The sequence below is a fragment of the Variovorax sp. Varisp53 genome (genome assembly GCF_059491555.1).
Genome location: NZ_CP168512.1, coordinates 2,142,585 through 2,159,459 on the forward strand (window position 1 = coordinate 2,142,585; position 16,875 = coordinate 2,159,459).

General features: G+C 63.3%; 14 protein-coding genes. 8 read left to right on the plus strand and 6 right to left on the minus strand.

Features of this window, described 5'->3' with window-relative positions; all coding sequences use genetic code 11:
* The 8 genes from trbF to ACEOAB_RS09960 all read left to right on the plus strand — a co-directional run bounded on the left by trbF (position 1) and on the right by ACEOAB_RS09960 (position 6,636).
* Positions 1-714, plus strand: a complete 714-nt coding sequence (gene trbF, locus ACEOAB_RS09925; RefSeq protein ID WP_413312886.1) for a conjugal transfer protein TrbF — start codon at positions 1-3, stop codon at positions 712-714.
* Positions 711-1,754 carry a P-type conjugative transfer protein TrbG gene (gene trbG / locus ACEOAB_RS09930; protein ID WP_495653680.1) on the plus strand — a complete coding sequence of 348 codons (1,044 nt, stop codon included), beginning with the start codon at positions 711-713 and terminating at the stop codon, positions 1,752-1,754. Before trbF ends, trbG begins: the two co-directional genes overlap by 4 nt.
* Positions 1,751-3,064: a TraB/TrbI/VirB10 family type IV secretion system protein gene (locus tag ACEOAB_RS09935; RefSeq protein WP_495653681.1), complete on the plus strand. Its 1,314-nt coding sequence runs from the start codon at positions 1,751-1,753 to the stop codon at positions 3,062-3,064. Before trbG ends, ACEOAB_RS09935 begins: the two co-directional genes overlap by 4 nt.
* The gene (locus tag ACEOAB_RS09940) at positions 3,061-3,303 is read left to right on the plus strand and encodes a DUF2274 domain-containing protein (RefSeq protein WP_495653682.1); all 243 of its coding nucleotides are present in this window, start codon (positions 3,061-3,063) and stop codon (positions 3,301-3,303) included. Before ACEOAB_RS09935 ends, ACEOAB_RS09940 begins: the two co-directional genes overlap by 4 nt.
* A 2-nt stretch (positions 3,304-3,305) precedes the next feature.
* Complete coding sequence (locus ACEOAB_RS09945) at positions 3,306-3,854, plus strand: hypothetical protein (RefSeq protein WP_495653683.1); 549 nt, start codon at positions 3,306-3,308, stop codon at positions 3,852-3,854.
* A 447-nt stretch (positions 3,855-4,301) separates the two neighbouring features.
* Positions 4,302-4,889 carry a hypothetical protein gene (locus ACEOAB_RS09950; protein ID WP_495653684.1) on the plus strand — a complete coding sequence of 196 codons (588 nt, stop codon included), beginning with the start codon at positions 4,302-4,304 and terminating at the stop codon, positions 4,887-4,889.
* A 20-nt stretch (positions 4,890-4,909) separates the two neighbouring features.
* A complete protein-coding gene (locus ACEOAB_RS09955) occupies positions 4,910-5,725 on the plus strand; it encodes a TIGR02391 family protein (RefSeq protein ID WP_495653685.1) in 816 nt (271 codons plus the stop codon).
* Between the two features lie 149 nt (positions 5,726-5,874).
* Positions 5,875-6,636 (plus strand): abortive infection family protein, encoded by a 762-nt coding sequence (locus ACEOAB_RS09960; protein WP_495653686.1) that lies wholly within the window; start codon positions 5,875-5,877, stop codon positions 6,634-6,636.
* Between the two features lie 338 nt (positions 6,637-6,974).
* Here ACEOAB_RS09960 and ACEOAB_RS09965 read toward each other — a convergent pair whose 3' ends face one another.
* From ACEOAB_RS09965 to ACEOAB_RS09990, 6 genes are all read right to left on the minus strand, one after another.
* Complete coding sequence (locus ACEOAB_RS09965) at positions 6,975-9,560, minus strand: hypothetical protein (protein WP_495653687.1); 2,586 nt, start codon at positions 9,558-9,560, stop codon at positions 6,975-6,977.
* Positions 9,553-11,202 carry a hypothetical protein gene (locus ACEOAB_RS09970; RefSeq protein WP_495653688.1) on the minus strand — a complete coding sequence of 550 codons (1,650 nt, stop codon included), beginning with the start codon at positions 11,200-11,202 and terminating at the stop codon, positions 9,553-9,555. Before ACEOAB_RS09970 ends, ACEOAB_RS09965 begins: the two co-directional genes overlap by 8 nt.
* A 78-nt stretch (positions 11,203-11,280) precedes the next feature.
* Entirely contained in the window at positions 11,281-13,227 is a 1,947-nt protein-coding gene (locus ACEOAB_RS09975; RefSeq protein WP_495653689.1) for a DUF3732 domain-containing protein, read from the minus strand.
* On the minus strand, positions 13,224-13,739 hold the full coding sequence (locus ACEOAB_RS09980) for a three component ABC system middle component (protein ID WP_495653690.1): 516 nt from the start codon (positions 13,737-13,739) through the stop codon (positions 13,224-13,226). The genes ACEOAB_RS09975 and ACEOAB_RS09980 overlap by 4 nt, the downstream gene beginning before the upstream one ends.
* Positions 13,736-14,950: an ABC-three component system protein gene (locus ACEOAB_RS09985; protein ID WP_495653691.1), complete on the minus strand. Its 1,215-nt coding sequence runs from the start codon at positions 14,948-14,950 to the stop codon at positions 13,736-13,738. Before ACEOAB_RS09985 ends, ACEOAB_RS09980 begins: the two co-directional genes overlap by 4 nt.
* A 22-nt stretch (positions 14,951-14,972) precedes the next feature.
* Positions 14,973-16,874 carry a UvrD-helicase domain-containing protein gene (locus tag ACEOAB_RS09990; protein WP_495653692.1) on the minus strand — a complete coding sequence of 634 codons (1,902 nt, stop codon included), beginning with the start codon at positions 16,872-16,874 and terminating at the stop codon, positions 14,973-14,975.
* Position 16,875 lies beyond the last annotated feature (1 nt).

Genomic DNA, 16,875 nt, shown 5'->3' on the forward strand with positions numbered 1-16,875 from the left:
ATGCGATTCAAGCGACCCCAGGTGCGGTACTCGGACACGCCCGAGCCCGTCACCCCCTATCAAGCCGCGGCGCAGGTCTGGGACCAGCGCATCGGCAGTGCGCGCGTGCAGGCGAAGAATTGGCGATTGATGGCCTTCGGCTGTCTATCGATGGCCCTGCTGATGGCCGGCGGGCTGGTCTGGCGCTCGGCGCAGTCCATCGTGACGCCCTATGTCGTCGAGGTCGACAGCGCGGGCCAGGTGCGCGCGGTCGGCGAGGCCGCGACGCCCTACAAGCCCAGCGACGCGCAGATCGCACACCACCTGGCGCGCTTCGTCACCGACGTGCGCTCGCTGTCGATCGATCCGATCGTGGTGCGGCAGAACTGGCTCGAGGCCTACGAATACACGACGGACCGCGGCGCCGCGACCCTGAACGACCACGCGCGTGCCAACGATCCGTTCTCGCGCATCGGGGAGAACTCGGTGGCGGTGCAGATCAACAGTGTGGTGCGCGCCAGTGATGCCTCGTTCCAGGTGCGGTGGACGGAGCGGCGCTACGTCAATGGCGAAGCGGCAGGGCTCGAGCGCTGGACCGCGGTGCTCGCGATCGTGCTGCAGACGCCGCGCACCGAGGAGCGGCTGCGCAGGAACCCGCTGGGCATCTACGTCAACGGCCTGTCCTGGAGCCGCGAGCTCGATGCGACAGATACAGCCAAAGGAACCAAGCCATGAAGACTGATTTCCGTAGAGGCGTATCTGCGCCGATCCTGCTGAGCGTGGTGGCGGTCGTCGCGGGCTGTGCCACGCAGGGCAAGGCACCGCCCGCGATCTCGCTGGACGAGCCGGTGGCCGTTGCTGCGCAGCCGTTGCCGGAACCGACCCCACCCGTCGAGGTGGTCGAGGTGCCGAAGCCCTTGCCGCTGCCCGGGCAGATGAAGGCGCTGCCGAGCGGGCAGGAATCGAAGCCGGCGCCGGAACCCTCCGACGAGAAAGTCCGTGTCTCCCGGGCCAACGAAGAGGCCCGCGTCGCGCCGACGCGCGAGGGCTACGTCAATGCGATCCAAGTCTGGCCGTATGCGGAGGGCGCGCTGTATCAGGTCTACACCAGTCCGGGCCGTGTGACCCTCGTCGCGCTGCAGGAGGGCGAGGAACTGGTGGCGGTCTCGGCCGGCGACACGGTGCGCTGGATCGTGGGCGACACGGTCAGCGGCAGCGGTGCGAACCAGCGGGTCCACGTGCTCGTGAAACCCACGCGCGTGGGGTTGAAGACGAACCTGGTCATCACGACGAACCGGCGTACCTATCTGCTCGAGCTGTCCTCGACGCCGCAGGCCTGGATGGCGTCGGTGTCCTGGGAGTATCCGAAGGACCGGATGCTGGCTTTGCAGAAGCAGGCGAGGGAGGCGCAAGTAGCGGCGCCTGTGGATTCGGGCCTGTCGGTGGAGCAGATCCGGTTCCGCTATGCGATCGGTGGCGATGCGCCGTCCTGGAAGCCGCTGCGCGCCTTCGACGACGGACAGAAGGTCTACATCCAGTTCCCGGGCGGCATCGCGCAGGGCGAGCTGCCGCCGCTGTTCGTGATCGGGCCGCAGGGCGATGGGCAGCTCGTGAACTACCGCTTCCGCTCGCCGTACTACGTGGTGGATCGCCTCTTCGGCGCGGCGGAGCTGCGGCTGGGTAGCTTCAACGGTGGCACGGCCGAGGTGGTGCGCATCGAGCGCACGGATGGCGTGAACGGCAGCGTGCAGGGCGCGCGGAGTGATGGGTCATGAGCGCCGAAGACACCGTGCCGCCCCCGTCGCCCCAGGTCACGCGCAAGGTCGCGCCGGAAACGGTGACCCTGCGCGCGCAGCCCCGGTCGGTGGTGCGGCTCAACCGGCGCATGCTGGCGATCGGCGCCGGCACCTTGGCCGCGGCCGTGCTCGGCGGCACGATGTGGTCGCTGCAGTCGCAAAAGCGCGAGCGCAATCCGGCCGCCGAGCTGTACAACGTGGACCGCGTGGCGCGGGCGGATGGACTGGAGCAGTTGCCGAAGGACTATGCCGGGATGCCGCTGGCCTCGAAGCCGGCGCCACCGGTGCTGGGGCCGCCGCTGCCGGGAGACCTCGGGTCGGCCATGGTGAAGGCACAGCAGCCGATGGAGGCGAGGACGGGCAATGCCGTCGATCCGGCGCAGGCCGAGCAAATGGCGGCCGAGGAGGCGGCGCGATCGTCGGTGTTTTTCCGGCGCAGCGGCGATGGTGCCGCCGCGAAGCGGGGGACGGTTACCGAGCCGGCCATGCCCGCACCCGCCATTGATCTGGGCGCGCCGACGGCGGGTCAACAGCCGTTCAATCCGTTGGGCGCAATGAGCCCAGCTGTGGCTTCGCCGACCGATCCTGTGGCGGCGCAGAACCGCCAAGACCGCAAGGAAGAGTTTCTTGCGAAGGCCGGTGACACGGCCACGCGCAATCCGGGCAGCCTGCAGTTGCCGACTTCTCCGTACCAGGTGATGGCGGGAACCATCATCCCCGCCGCACTGGTGACGGGCATCAACTCCGACCTGCCGGGTCAGGTGATTGCCACCGTGACCGAGGCGGTCCACGACACGGCCACGGGGCGCCATCTGCTGATTCCGCAGGGCTCGCGGCTGATCGGTCGCTACGACAGCCAGGTGGCCTTCGGGCAGCGGCGCGTGCTGCTGGTGTGGACGCGGCTGATCCTGCCGGACACCTCGTCGGTGGCGCTCGATCGCTTGCCGGGGATCGATCCGGCCGGCTACGCCGGGCTGGAGGATGGCGTCGAGTGGCACTGGGATCGGATCTTGGCAGGTGCGGCGTTGTCGACGCTGCTCGGCGTGGGGGCCGAGTTGGCGGCCCCGCAGAGCCGGACGGAGCAGGGCGACAACCGCATCGTGATCGCGGTGCGCGAGGGGGCGCAGGCCACGGTGAACCAGGTCGGGCAGGAGATCACGAAGCGCAATGCGAGCATTCAGCCGACGCTGACGATCCGGCCGGGGTTTCCGATGCGTGTCATGGTGAGCAAGGACCTCATCCTGCGGCCGTACCAGCCGCTGTTCTTCAAGCGCGGGAGTTCGCAATGAGCAAAGGGGTGAGTCGATTGAGCATAGGCGCGCTGCCACGAGCTGAGAGCGTGAAGCTGACGATCACAGTGCCCGCAGAGCTGAAGACGCAGCTCGAGGCTTATGCCGAGGTGCACAGCAGGCTGTATGGGTCTGTGGATGCAGTGACGCTGATTCCTCACATGCTCGCCGCGTTCATTGCGAGAGACAGAGGATTCAAGGCGCTAAGGGCCAAGACAGCGAAACCGAAGACAGAATGACAATGGCTGCTCTCCAAGCAGCCATACCGCTGGAGCTCGATACCAACGCCCCAAGTTGCGACGCATTGGTTTCGCGGCTGATGGCGCGCCAGCGACTTCTTGATGACCTTTCGTGGATAGCCGATGTCCGGCTCACCGTACCGCGGAGCAGCTCGATGTATTTGATCAACTGGTTTTGCGCGCCAAGCATCAGCACCGCGAATATCTCTTGCTCCAGCCCCCGAGTGACCCGCAGGAAACCGCGCACCACCTGCGGCGACGACTGGACCCTCGCGCCCCTGCAACTGCTGCCCCAGCAGCCTCTGCGCGGCCTGCAGCACCTCGCCGGCGTCGGCTGGACGGTAGTCGCCTGCTACGTCGCGAACCAAAAGTACGGAAGAATAGAAAGCGAAGAGATCGTGCGCCATCGTCGGCTCCGTGAATCGGGGGGATTGCCCGAAACCGATACCAAGACGGCGCAGCGCAGTGGTCAGGTTCGAAGACGGCCGCCAGGACGCAAGCGCGCAACCGCAGGGCAGGGCGCGCAGAGCTTGACGACGAGAACGGCGTGATACGGTGAAGGGAACTGCAAGCCAGCCCCTCGCTAACCCCGTTGCCGAAGCAAGCGCAGCGCGGGGACGCGCGAAGGCGTTAGCGATGGACGCCGAAGGGGCGAGACGCCTTCAGCGGCTCGATGCGCAGCACGACAGCGCGACCCGGCGATGCCGGGTGACGCAAAGGAACGCATGCTGTTCTGACGGCGCGATCAGGAGCGAGAGCTCTTGACATCAACCATTTCCTCAACGCTGTTGCCTCCGCCCGGGCCGTCCGCAGAGGGGGCCTCCGGTGTGACACGAGGCTGGGGGAGTATCAAGTCGCTCCCCCTGGCAAGGCAGCCTAGAGCCTCGATAGCCTTCGACAGATCATTGAACTGATTGGCAATGTGGCACTTGTAGACGTGATTCAGCGCCCCGGCACAGAGATCCGCAACCTGCAGGCAACCGAATTGCTCTGCGTATATGCTCAAACACTACGTTGCCGATGGATTGGATGAAGCCAGGCGGAAAATCCTGTTTCAATCCGCGCAGGCGTCCTTTGATGTGAATGTTCAGCAGGCGGGCATAGGAATGGCATTGACTGCAGATCAAATTGGATATCTCAACCATCACCCACCAGGCGATGCGGTGGCACACGCGCTGTCCGACCTGCTGGCCAACGACCACGACTTGCTCGGCATCGACGCCAACGAACGATCCATCACCTTTCGCTTCGCGATGTATCTCCAGCGGTATTTTTCTGATTGGACTGTAGATTGCGAATACAACCGGGATGGCATAGAACCGAAGAGGCTTGGGCATCTGGAGCTCTACCCGGACAGCGAGGATGATGAGGCGCAGACCGTATTTCCAGATGTGATCGTTCATCGGCGCGGAACGAAGAAGAACCATCTGGTCCTGGAATTCAAGAAATCAACGAGCCGCGTTGACCGTCAGATTGATCTTCGGAAACTTCGAGGCTACAAGCGGCAGCTTGGCTACGAACATGCCCTGTTTGTGGAGGTAGGCACCGAGGGGCAGGCGATCATCATCGCGCTTGAATGGGCTTGAAGGCCTGCTGAGAAGAACTCATGACACGGATCCCACTGTTCAGCTCGCAGCACTTGGAAGCCGCGTGTCGTGTCCTCGCTGATACTGAGCGTGGCTTGAGCGGTACGCAGATCGAGCGCTTGTTGCAAGAGATCGAGATTGCGGACACCTCGCCCGGCATGACGAAGTGGAAGCGGCTATTCAATGCTCTGGCTGGCGCGCAGAACCAGCATCAGCTCGGCAACCATCTCATCATGTTCGTCAATAGGGCGATGAACCCGGTCAACTACGCCCGTGACCCTGCAACGTTTGCGTGGCGGCGCGACGAACTTAACGTCGTCCTAGCCTTCTCAGGCTTTTACGTACGTGAGGACGGCAAGGTCGCTCACGCTGACAAGGCTACAACGCTCGATGCTGCGCGCGCCCGCGCAGGACGACTCAAGGCTGCGTTGGAAAGTCGCGTTGTGCACGCAGAGGTCCTGAACTATTGCCGCGCCGAGCTGTTGGACGAGAACTATTTTCATGCAGTCTTCGAGGCAACGAAAGGTGTTGCAGAGCGGATTCGCGTGCTATCGGGTCTGAACGGCGATGGCGCTGACCTGGTGAGCAAAGCGTTCGCAGGCCAACAGCCCATTCTGGCTTTGGGATCCCTCCTCACTGATTCCGAGAAGAGCGAGCAGAAAGGTTTTGCCAATTTGCTGATTGGCTTGTTCGGCGCCGTGCGCAATCCCCTGGCCCATGCGCCCAAGACGAACTGGCCGATGTCCGAACAAGATGCGCTCGATATCTTGACGCTGGTATCGATGATTCACCGTAAGCTGGATGGCGCGTTGAAAGTAGCTTCAATCCCGCCATAGAGGAAAAGATAGGAATTTAAGCCCATGGATTGGTGTCCCCGCGTTGCGGAGGCACCATTGAGGAAGCAAGATTCCATATCGTTGCCGTCTTAGTTCTCGGCCACAACTAGAGCCAAGTCGAGGTAGATTTTCATTTTGGAGGGGCAACGATGAATTGTGAATTGTTGGAGGATTCAGCATGGCGCGGCCCCCTCATGCTTGCGATGCAGCGCGCCATCGTGGCGGAGTTCAACTCAACGGATTGGCACGAGCTCGGCTACCTGACAGGGTTCCATGACTACATTCGCGGACACGCTCGGCTGCTACGAAGCTTGGGGTTTGGCGATGAGGACTATGGTGCCTGTGTTTTTCAGGTACTTGAGTTCTTTGCCAACAACGATATCCGGGCCCTGGTGGCGGTCGTGGAGCACCGCAAGATTCACCCGCATCTTGAGCGCGAACAAGCAGCAAAGCTGATTGAACTGGGTTATCAGGCGGGGCACGTTCCTGCCGTGCTGCCAACAGTCTCCGCATCAGAAGTCGTACGTCGCGCTCTAGCAGATGCCGATCACCTGCTAGCCACATCGGGAGCTCCAAGCGCGATTGACCGCCTTCATACGGCCATGCATGGATATCTGAAGTCCGTTTGCCAGGACGATGCGATCGCGCTCCCAGAGGGTGCGACCCTCACGCAAGCGTACAAGGCCCTTCGTGCTCAACACCCCTCACTGCAGTCGCTGGGTGAGCATGACGGTGAGATCGGGAGAATACTAGGATCATTTGCATCGGTTCTCGATGCACTCAACACCCTTCGCAACCATGGAAGTGTCGCCCATCCCAACGAAAACATTGTTGAGCGGGCCGAGGGCGAATTGGTTGTGAATGCCGTCCGAACGATCTTTCACTACCTGAGCCAGAAGATTCGTTCGTAATCGCAGCGTGTCCGTGTATCCTGTCGTCAAGCTGTCGGGCACTACACCGTGCTTCGTACCGATCGCGGCCATTCAGCTCCGATCCTTCACGCAACTCCGGCCACTTGGACCTGCGCGCTACGCCTGCGCGGCAGGGATGCTGGTAAGTGTGGATGGTGGACAGGCTGCTTGCCGTTCCCTTCATCGTGCCACGGCGTTCTCGCCGTCAAGGGCTGTGCGCGCATTGCACGCTGACGCACATCACTTGTGCTCAGCAACAATGACTGTTCGCGCGGTGTCGTAGATAAGCGGAAGCGCATCGCGTAATCCGCTGAGCGCTTGCGACAGTGACTTGCTGATCAGCCGCCTTGCGTCCCGCGAGTCCCGCTCGCTGTACGCCAGGCGAATCGCGTAAAACTGCGCTCCGCGTCTAGTTCACTCAGGCAAATGTCCTGTACGGTCGCATCAATGACGACGCAGAACTGGGGTGGGCTCGTGTGGGGAACGCGCATCAGATCGCCGGTCTTGATGCCTTCTCGGTCGAGATAGGCCGTGGCAGGGGCTGTGGCGACTTCCAGACCGGTCATGATGTGGTGTGCGAGCCAGTTTTCGCCATGGACGCCTTCGTCAGCCGTTGGCGTGTTGGTCATTCTCACGCTGGAGGCAAGTTGTGCCGTGTCCTCGTCGTCGACGGTGATGGCCGGAAGTAGGTCGTAAAGATAGGCGTAAGCCGCAACCAAGTCTTTCTTTATTGCTTTCGGTGCCATGGGCTCAATGCGCTTCAGGAGACTGTGACCAATGTCCCAGGCGAGCCATGCCAGCAGTGCGCGCACCTGACCGAGTTCCGCGACTTCGCCGGCCCCGCCGTCACGGTCGAGGATATCGCGTGCGATGCCTTGCGCACGCCCGAAAAGGATGACCATCGACTGCGACAACAGCTCCTGACGGGTTTCCGGGTCGATGAAGCCTGCCATGCGGCGCCATTGCGGCAGGTGCCGAAGACGCCTGAATTCCCGCACCAGAGAGAGTACTGCGACGAGCTGAACTACGCCGGTTCGCGCTTTGGCCGCACGCAGGTCAGGCCTGGTCTCGCTTTGCGCCGCCTTGAGCTGCTTGATCATGCGCCTGACGAGTTGTTTGAGCCGCTTTCTCACTGCGTCGACCGCTTGCACGGTGAGCGCAACGGGAGGCTCTTGGCTGGCCTCCTCTTGCTCGGTTCCTACCAGCTCCTCTTCCGAGAACTGCGGTCTCTCGGCGCCCGATGCGGCCGATCTTGGAAGTCCCTGACCCAGGCGATAGAAGAGGGCATCGAGCACGTCGAGCAGGCTTCCCGCTTGCAGAAGGCGCTTCTTCTTGCTCTTGGCTGCGCTGGCACTTTCGCCGATGTGGACGGCGAGCGATGCCGGGCGTCCCGAAGCTGTCGAGGTCTGTTCGCTTGCGCCAGGTCGCACGGTGCCTGGCGGTGGCGCTACCACCTGCTCGGGATCATCGAAAATGGCCTTCTCGATTTGCTGGATGAGCGATTCGATGTTGGCACCGCTGAAGTCCAAGCCGGCCAGCGCATTCTGAAGTGCAGCTCTGTGCGAGCGCACCACACCACGGCCCAGAGCCGCATCGTGGTGCACGATTACACGCAGGAGCTTGCTACCGCGGCCGCTCAGCTCCAGCCAGCGCACTTCAGGTGCCCTCTCCCCCAGCTCCACGATCGCGCTTCCATCCTCGGAACGGCCAAGACCCTCAGGTGCTGTGTCGGAGCCGTCCTCCAGGTGCATGACGAATTCAGCAAATCCCAGGGTGTCTGACGCCGGAATCAGGACTGTCGAAGCCCCTGCGGCAAGAGCGACGATCCGCACCGGAGCGCTTGGGGCATTGGCATCGTTCTCGTGATCCTGGTGCGTGATCGGTATCGCGCGCAGCTCTGCGTCATCCATCGTGCGAGCGGAAAATCCCTGCGCGAGATCGCTGGCGAAGCTTGAACTCGCCACCTCAAGGTTCGGCCGAACGAGCATGGCCTCAAAGTTGGAGCGCGCCCCTCCAAGCCAGGCTGGCCGGCTCGGGTTCGCGCTGCCCGCGACGAGCATTTTCGAGCCGCCGAAGTCGAGAAGAAGCGCCTTGGCGTGAAGATAGCGCTCTGCTTTCTCCGCCCAGAGCTCTCGCGCATCAACGAACTGTGAACGAAGCCCTTTGGGGCGGCCACCGAGCTTGACGGTCTTGGGGTCGATGATCACCTTGATCGTGGCTTCGGGCCAACGGGCCTCCAGCGCTTTCAGAAAGGCGTGTTGGGTATCGAAGAACGCGCCGGTAACCACCACACGCCTGGGCACAGCCGGGATTGCATGGTCGAGCTGTTCGAGCAACGACGGTCCGCTGTTGGACTGCCCGAGCAGGCGGATGTCGGAAAGCTTCGATTCAGCGCCATCTGCTTGGGGAACAAGTTCGCCGATTCTGTGCGCGGCCTCCAGCACGGACGGCGCCAGCGCCCCCTCCTGGGTCCGAAGCCATTCGCGAATCAAGCTCCAGACGTGACTCAACACCAGCTTGTGAGCAGGGGCGCTGTCCGGTACCACGTCGATGTGCGTTGTGACCTCCCGATTGAAGCCGAACCCTGAAAGCGTGAGGTTGTGGCTGCCAATGAACAGGACACAGCGCTTCCTGCTGGCGAGCAGGCAGATCTTTGGGTGAAAGGCACCAGGTGCGGCCATAGGGATGAGCGCATACGCCGAACCGGCCAGACGCGGCCTCAAAGATGGCGTGGCCCATGAACGAGCACACTGCACGATGTCCATGAGCACGACGTTGTGCCGCGACTCGGCCGCCTGCAGGCGCCGAAGTACGACTTCCTCGTAGAACGGCAGCGTCGCATTGAACGTCGTCACCAGAGACGCTTCGAATTTGGTGCCCTTGAGAGCTGCCAGAAGCGAGATGTCGTCGTTAGTGTCACCCATGTGCAGTCTCGAAGAGCTGGATGCCAAGGGCGGTGGCCTGCAGGTCTCCGCTACCGTCAGATTCACGTGCTAAGGCACCGACATCCCACAGAATTTTGATTGCCTGCCGGATACGAGGATTGGTCTTGGCCGGAGCGGGAACGTCCCCGCGTGCCTCAATTCCTCGCTCAGTAGGATGGATTCGAAACGTGGCGGTCGAACTCTGCCGCAGCTTGCGCAATGCGACATGCAGGTGAGTTCTCAAGATCCATGTGATCAAGTCCGCGGCCACGGCTGAAAGCGTCATGTCGTTCCATCTCACGCAGCGCTCCCGAAATGATCTCAGGTTGATCGGGGAATCTTGAAGCTGCGTGTGGTCCATGGCCAGATAGCCGTAGGGAGGAGCAGTCTGGTTCTCCCGCATCCGAAGCAGCGCCAACATGCTCACGACGGACGCTAGGAAGGCAGGCTCCCGGTCCAGTTGTTGGCGCTCCCTGGAAACACGGGCAGCTGCCCACGCCAACTCGTGCCCGTCGGCCATGAAGTCGCCAAGTGCCGGTGCGCCCAATTCCTGGGAGCGGCACAACGCGCCGAAGGTTCTTGCCTTCAGCTTGCCTAGTGCCTCAAGAAGATCTGGGTGCCTCGCCAGTGATTGGCTGAACTCTTCTATTGAAGCTGGCGGCGTTGGCTCCGTTGCCAGCGCGGTGAGCGAGATAGCGAAGGCCTTCTGCATCGCCACGGACATCAGGTCGTTTCGGACGTAGTAGGCCCAGGCCAAGCGGGTGTGGGATAAAGTGGCCGGAGGGCGCCAAGCCGTACCGTCCGCGAGGGTTTCTGTGTAGATGGCCGCGCGGAAAGTCGGCTCGTCGAGACCTGATACTTTTACCGCCCGCAATGCACCGGCCAGATGCAGAAGGAGCGCCAGGCTTCTACGCCGTTGGACTCCCTGCGCTTCGAATTCGGACTTCCGGTCGAAGAGGATGTCGAGCAACGCGGCCTGCTCGTCTTGCCGCTGGGGCAGGCAACAAGGACAGAAGTCTTTGAGCGCGTCCAGCGTCTCCGCTGACACGCTGTCGGCATCTACTGCTTGCCAAAAGGCATGTCCAGCGACTCCCATGTCGAACGCTCGCGCGATCGGCTCGCCGCGCTCATGGGTGTAGCTCAGCCATGGTTTCTCAACTACGGCCAAGATGTCGAGCTGCGTCAAGGTCCCCGCGTAGTACTGGCCGAGGCCGCCAAGCCTGTTGGCGAAATAGCGCTCGCTGGAATCCTCTCGGGTCGCGTAGGTCGAGAGGAGAACCGACTGTCCTTCGCCGATCAGTTTGACCGCATCGTTGAGTGTGTCCCGCCCGACCATCGCAGGACCGTGGCGTGCTGCGTCGTCGCCTGTCATTTGCGCATGGCGCTCGGCGATCATCGTGAATAGGCAGTCGGCCTTCCGATAAGCCTCCACGAATGCGTTGAAGTTCTCGCGTTGGCTGTCTCGCTCCTCGTATGAGCGGATCAACCATGGATAAAAGCTGTAGTACCGTGCCCGGTCAGTGACATTCGTAATGCCGGGAAGCAGCTGCGAATAGATCTGGATGCATGGGCCTTGAGTGCCGATATGGTCCAGACCACCTATGGTATGGGGAGGCATTACCCAACTGGTTTTGATCGCCATGGTTTCTCGCTTCAAATTCAATACCGGCTATCTAAGGACCAGCTGCCTCCGCAACTGGGGTGCGGTCCACGGTTGTACTCACGCCGCGCGCGGCCAGTCCTCGGGTACGAGCTTCAAACCATCGCGCCAGCGCTCGCGCAGCGCCGCCTGGAACCGAGTGTCGTCGCTGAAGTCCGGATGATCGGTAATGAGCACCTGGAACTTGCCTTCCAGGCTCTCGACCACATCGAAGATCAGGCCGAAGAGCCGTTTGACGGCCCGGCGGTCCGTGTCGATCTTCTCCTGCGTCACGCCATTGCCGGGGGCGGTGTCGGGCGAGAAATGAGCCTGCGACAGCTGGTCCAGCAACAGGAATGAGGGCACCGGGCGGCCACGGCTGGCGAACCAGGTGTGCAAGGCGAGGTGTGCGACGATGTGGTAGCCAACGTGGTTTTCCCCGCTGCCGATCTCGCGCATGGGCACCGGCCGCTCGGGCGTGTCGGCCACGACGGTCAGGTTGCGGGGGTCGAGGCGCAGCGGCGAATCCGAGTATTCCAGGTCGATCTGCTTGGCATAGTTGGAAAGGTGTCGGTTGACATTGGACAGACAGGAGTCCAACTTCGCTTGGATCGTGTCCGTACTGACGGCCTCGTCGAGCTGGACCTCTTGCTGCCGCAGCGCGGCCAGCCGTGCCTGTTGCTCGCTGACATCCGGCATTTGCGGGATGCTCTCCATGTACAAGCTGATGCGCCCCAGGACCATGGCGCGCCGTGCTTCGGCGTCGGTGGCTAGCTGCAAGCGCTGGCTGCCGCGCTTGACTGCCGTGAGCAACGTGCGGTTGTCGTCGAGGCGGCGGAGCACGTTGGCGAGCTGGGTCTCCACCTCCTGAATCGCTGTCGCTATGCGCGGGGTCGCGGCGTCCATCGCGCCGCTGCGCTCACCGATGTAGTCCTGCGCGGCGCGCAGATCACCGATCGAGGGTACCTGCGAGGCATCGGGCAGGTCCTGCAGACACAGCGGGCAAGCGTGCCCCGGCGCATCGTGCTCGAAGACCGTCACCGCCTGGAGCCGGGCGGTGTGCTCGCGAGCCTCTGCGGCATAGCCCCTGGAACTGCCTTCGAAGCTGCGGGCACGCTCCAGCGTCGACTGGAGCGTGCGCTGCTCGCGCACCAGTTCGCTACGCACGTCGGAGAGGCGACGGAACTCGACGTCTTCGCCGGCTTCCGACGCGGCAGAGGGCACCGGGGTGTTCTGGATCACGCGCAGGGCCTCGATCTTCTCTTCCCAAGGGGCGCTGTCGTCGAGCGTGCTCAGGCCGATCGCCTTCGCCTCGGCTAGCAACGTGTCGCCGCGACCCAAACCTTCCCCGCGGATGGCTGCTGCCTCCGCGAGCTTGCGTTCGATTTGCCGGATCTCGGTGCGCACACGCTTGAGTTCCTGTTGCTGAGCGACATAGTCGTCAGTGACGGCACCCAGAAAATAGGGCAGGGTGTCTTTGATCGCCTGCGCCACGAAGCGGTCATTCGATCCGTGAAACAGGTACTTGCGCTGCGCGATCTCGGACTGCGACTGGAAACAGAAAGTGAGAGCATGGCTGATCGTGGCGGCCAACGGATCCCGCGTCTGGCCCTGCGGTGGCTCGTGTAGGTAATCGGACATGCCAACCCAGGACGCTAGCAACGCGCGCAGGCCGTCGCGATTGGTGGTCGCTCGCAGCGCATCGGCGGCGGGGATCGACACCTCGCCATCGGATTGCACGTAGATCACCTCGTTGGACTTGCCGTCGCCTTTTGGCGACTGGCGCGCGACGAATGCCTGGCCTCGGCCGGTCTCAAGGAGCAGACCGAACCAAGCGACATTGCGCCGCACCTTGCCTTCCGGTACATCGATTTCCTTGGCGCCCAAGGCGTAGTCGATGATGCCCAGCAGGGACGACTTGCCGGTGCGCGGGTCGCCCGAGATGATGTTGACGCTGCCCGGCTCGAAGGGCACCACGCGGTGCCGCCCATCGTGACTGTAGATCACGACGGCGCGAATCTGGATCATGCTTGTACTCCCAACAGCGCCAGTACGGTCGGCGGCGTGCCCGCTTTGCACAGCCAGCGGCCGACGAACGTCGCCTGGCGCATGCAGTCCCTCACCTCCGCGCTTGACGCACGCAGGTAGGCGTTGATTTTCTTCACGGATGTATCGCTGGCCTCGAGCAGGTGGCCGTCGAGCGAGAGCAGCTCGTGCTGTGCTCCAAACAGCAGAGCCTCGCGCACCGCCTCGCGCAGTACGACCACGCCCTTGGCGACGGCCGAACGCTCAAGCGGGTGGTCGTTCACCCATGTGGGCAGCGAGGTGGCGATCGAGCGAGGCAATTGGTCACGCGTCTGCCCGCGCAACACTAGGCTTGTACCGACGAACGCCAACGCGAACGGCAGGCCGCCCGTGTCGCTGCCAAGCGCCGTGGCCTCGGTGTGATAGCCGCGCGCGAGGTGCCATACGGCGATCGCGCAGAAGGCTGGGTTGAGCAAGTTGCGCTGCTCGATGGTGCGTTCCCGCCAGACAATCATGCCGCGCAGCCCTTTCCGGACTCACCGAAGATGGCCTGCAGCCGCGCCTGGAACTCGGGATGCCAGCCGAGGCGTAGATCCTCTGCCAGCATGTGAAGCGAACCCCGGCAGACCCAGGGCACATTGACGCCCGAACGGATTGGCACATGTGCGTCCTCGGCCCACTTCAGGATGGCACGGCCCGCCCGGGCCATGGCGTCTTCAGAGGCGTCGGTGCCGAGCTCGTCGCAGGCCTGCGCGAACTGCAGTTCCCACTCGGTATGCAGGCGCTGGTCGTACTTCTGCAGGTCGGCATCGAACAGCAGGTCGTCGCGAGCCCAGGCCGAGCGCTGACGGAAGGCTTGCAGGTAGCTGGTGATCGCGTTGCGGATGCGCAGCTGGCTGCCGCCAACCAGCTCCACCTGCTTGTAGAACGGGCGGTTGGCGAACTCCGGCAACTGTTCCAGGGCCACCATCAGCACATCCAGTTCGCCGTCGATCGGCAGCGAATCGGGCTTTAGCGACTCCTGAATCTCCGTGATCTGTGCATCGATCTCCGCGCGGGGGATGCCGCCGGCGGGGTGGACCAGTTCGTGGAGCACGCGCTTGAACCACCAACCTTCGAGCATCTGGACCGACAGGTCCTGATGGTGCAGGGAGACATGGTAGAGCTCAGACTGCAACTGCGCCTCGATAGCGGCCGCGTCGGGCTGGGACGGCACGACGTAAACGCGTTCCAATAGGGCCTCGCGCCCAGCCTCATCCAATGCCAGGTAAGCCTCGAAGGCGTCCTTGAGTTCGGTGTTGCTCGACGTGGTAGCGGCATGCTTGAGTCGCTTGGCCGCCTCGGCCACGTCGCGGCCCAGCCTCTCGACGCCTAGTGCGGCGCAGGCGCTGCCCGCAGGGGCGTCTGCAGTGGCGATCAAGAAGCGGGCTGTGTCGGGTGGGATCTCGCCGCTGGCCAGCCCAACGAGCCAGATTCGCAAGGTCTTCCACACCTCGGAGCTCAGGTCGGTCAGGTTGGCCACCGCGTTGAGCGAGTGCTTGGTCTGCAACACGGCATCGGGCTGGCCGCCGGCCTCGAAGCTCACATCGTCCAGCGTCTCAATGCTGACGGTGAAGTCGCCGACGCGGCTGCGTCGGATAGCCCAAAGCAGCGCGATCCGGACCTGGTAAAGGTAGCCCACCATCGGACCGGCGGCGCCGAAAGCGGAGAGGCTGGCTGGACTCATGGATATGGACCTCCTGGGAGCGCTAGGCGATCGAAAAGGTTTGCACGCCCGCCGACGCCAGAAGCGCGTAAAGCGGCGCGATGCTCCTGCGCGTGCCGCGGCTGGGCGAATAGGTAAAGATCACTCGCTGCTTGGCGCGCGTGAAGGCCACAAAGAAGCCCGCGGTGGCTTCAGCGGTGTCCTGGGCATAGCTCCACCACGCCGAATCGTCCAGGCCGACAAAGATGACAGTGTGGTATTCGAGCCCCTTGCTCTTGTGCAAGGTCATGAGCGGGACCGCCTTCGTTCCTTCGTAGGCTTCCAGCGCCGCGGGCCAGTCGGGCGCCTGGGCAGCGCTCGATTGCAAATGCAGGGCCAGACTGTTTTCGACCTCGACAAACCAATCGCCCTGCGCGTAAGGCGGGTGGGCTCCAACGAGGGCGTCGCGGCCCAGAAAGCCGATTACCGCCTGGACAAGAGTTCGAGCTGCCGCTTCGGTGTTCGGGGGCCTGGGATGCTGTTGGCAGAGCCGCCGCGCGAAGATGTCTAGGTCGCGCGCCAATGTGCGGCGCGCGCGGTCGTCAGTGGAAGTGATACCACGAAGGTCGGCGAGCAAGCGCTGCGCTTCGTTCCACGTGGCACCGCCACCAGCGGTACAGGCTAGGCGCAGGATCAGCAGTACCGTCTCCGAGAGCGGCTCGGTAAGCAGCTCCTGTAGCATTTGAGCACCAACATAGGCGGCTTCGTTGCGCAGCGGAATGCCAGCGGCTGCGAAGACCGGAGCCAGAGTCCGGGCATATTCTTCGGCTTTCTGGCGCACCAGCAGCACAAAGTCGTTGGGCTGCAGGCCGTGTTCGCGCATCTGTGACGCGACGAACTGAACCAGCGTGCGCGCCTCAGCATCCTCGCCGGAGAAGTCCCAGATTGCGCAGCAGGCGTCAGCAATCTTTGCCGGTGCCCGGGACTGCGGGTGCGCGGCACTCGTGTCGAGCGCCTGCGCCAGCACGTGCTGGATGCGCACGAGCTCGGGTGAAGACCGGTAGTTGCTGAGCAACGGAATGCGTTGCGCACGAAATGCCTGCTCGAACACGACGAACGGATCGTCCATTGCGAGGGCAAAACGCATGATCTGTTGCTTGTTGTCGCCCACGGCCGTCAGGATCGCCGGTGTACCCAGGAAGATTGTCTGCACGAGGTCGAACTGGACCTGCGTCGTGTCCTGAAATTCGTCCATGAACACGTGCGAGTAGGTCAGCGCCAAAGCGTTGCGGACGGACGTGTTGACCCGGACCAACAGTTCGGCCAGCCGGCCGATCATCGCAAACGTGAGGGAGCTGCGCGCAATGCCGCGCAACTGTTCGTCCCAGAACCGCTGGCCCGTCCACTGGCCAACCGTCGCCAGCGGCCAGCCGGCCTCGGGCAGTCGCTCGGCAAGGATGTGGCGGCGCTCGAAGTGGTTGACTGACAGCCCTTGCACGGCGGCCTGGCCGAATGGGTTGTTCGGGGCGCGCCCGGCACGTTGCAGGAAGTCGACCCAGTGCGCGCGCTTAGGAAACAGGATGCTGTAGTCGGGGGTGGGCCGCCAGCGCGCGGGCAGCGCTTGCCCGAACCGGTCTACAAGGCCTTTGGCGAACGCATCGAAGGTCAACGAGTCGAAGCGGCCCGCGTGATCGGGATGGCATCGCTGGCGCACGCGTCGCGCGAGGTTTCGTGCGGCGTCGCGCTTGAAGCTGATGGCTAGGATACGCTGCGGTGCGGGCGAGGCACCCGTTTGCAGCAGAAAAGCGGCTCGCTGCGCGAGGAGTTCTGTTTTGCCCGCGCCAGGGCCCGCCAGCACCGAGCGATGGTCGCCCGAACGCATCACCGTCAGTGCGTTCGGTTCCAGGCTGTCCACGCCGACCGGTTGCCAGTCGGCGGGCGATACACGGCGCGGCGGCAATGACATG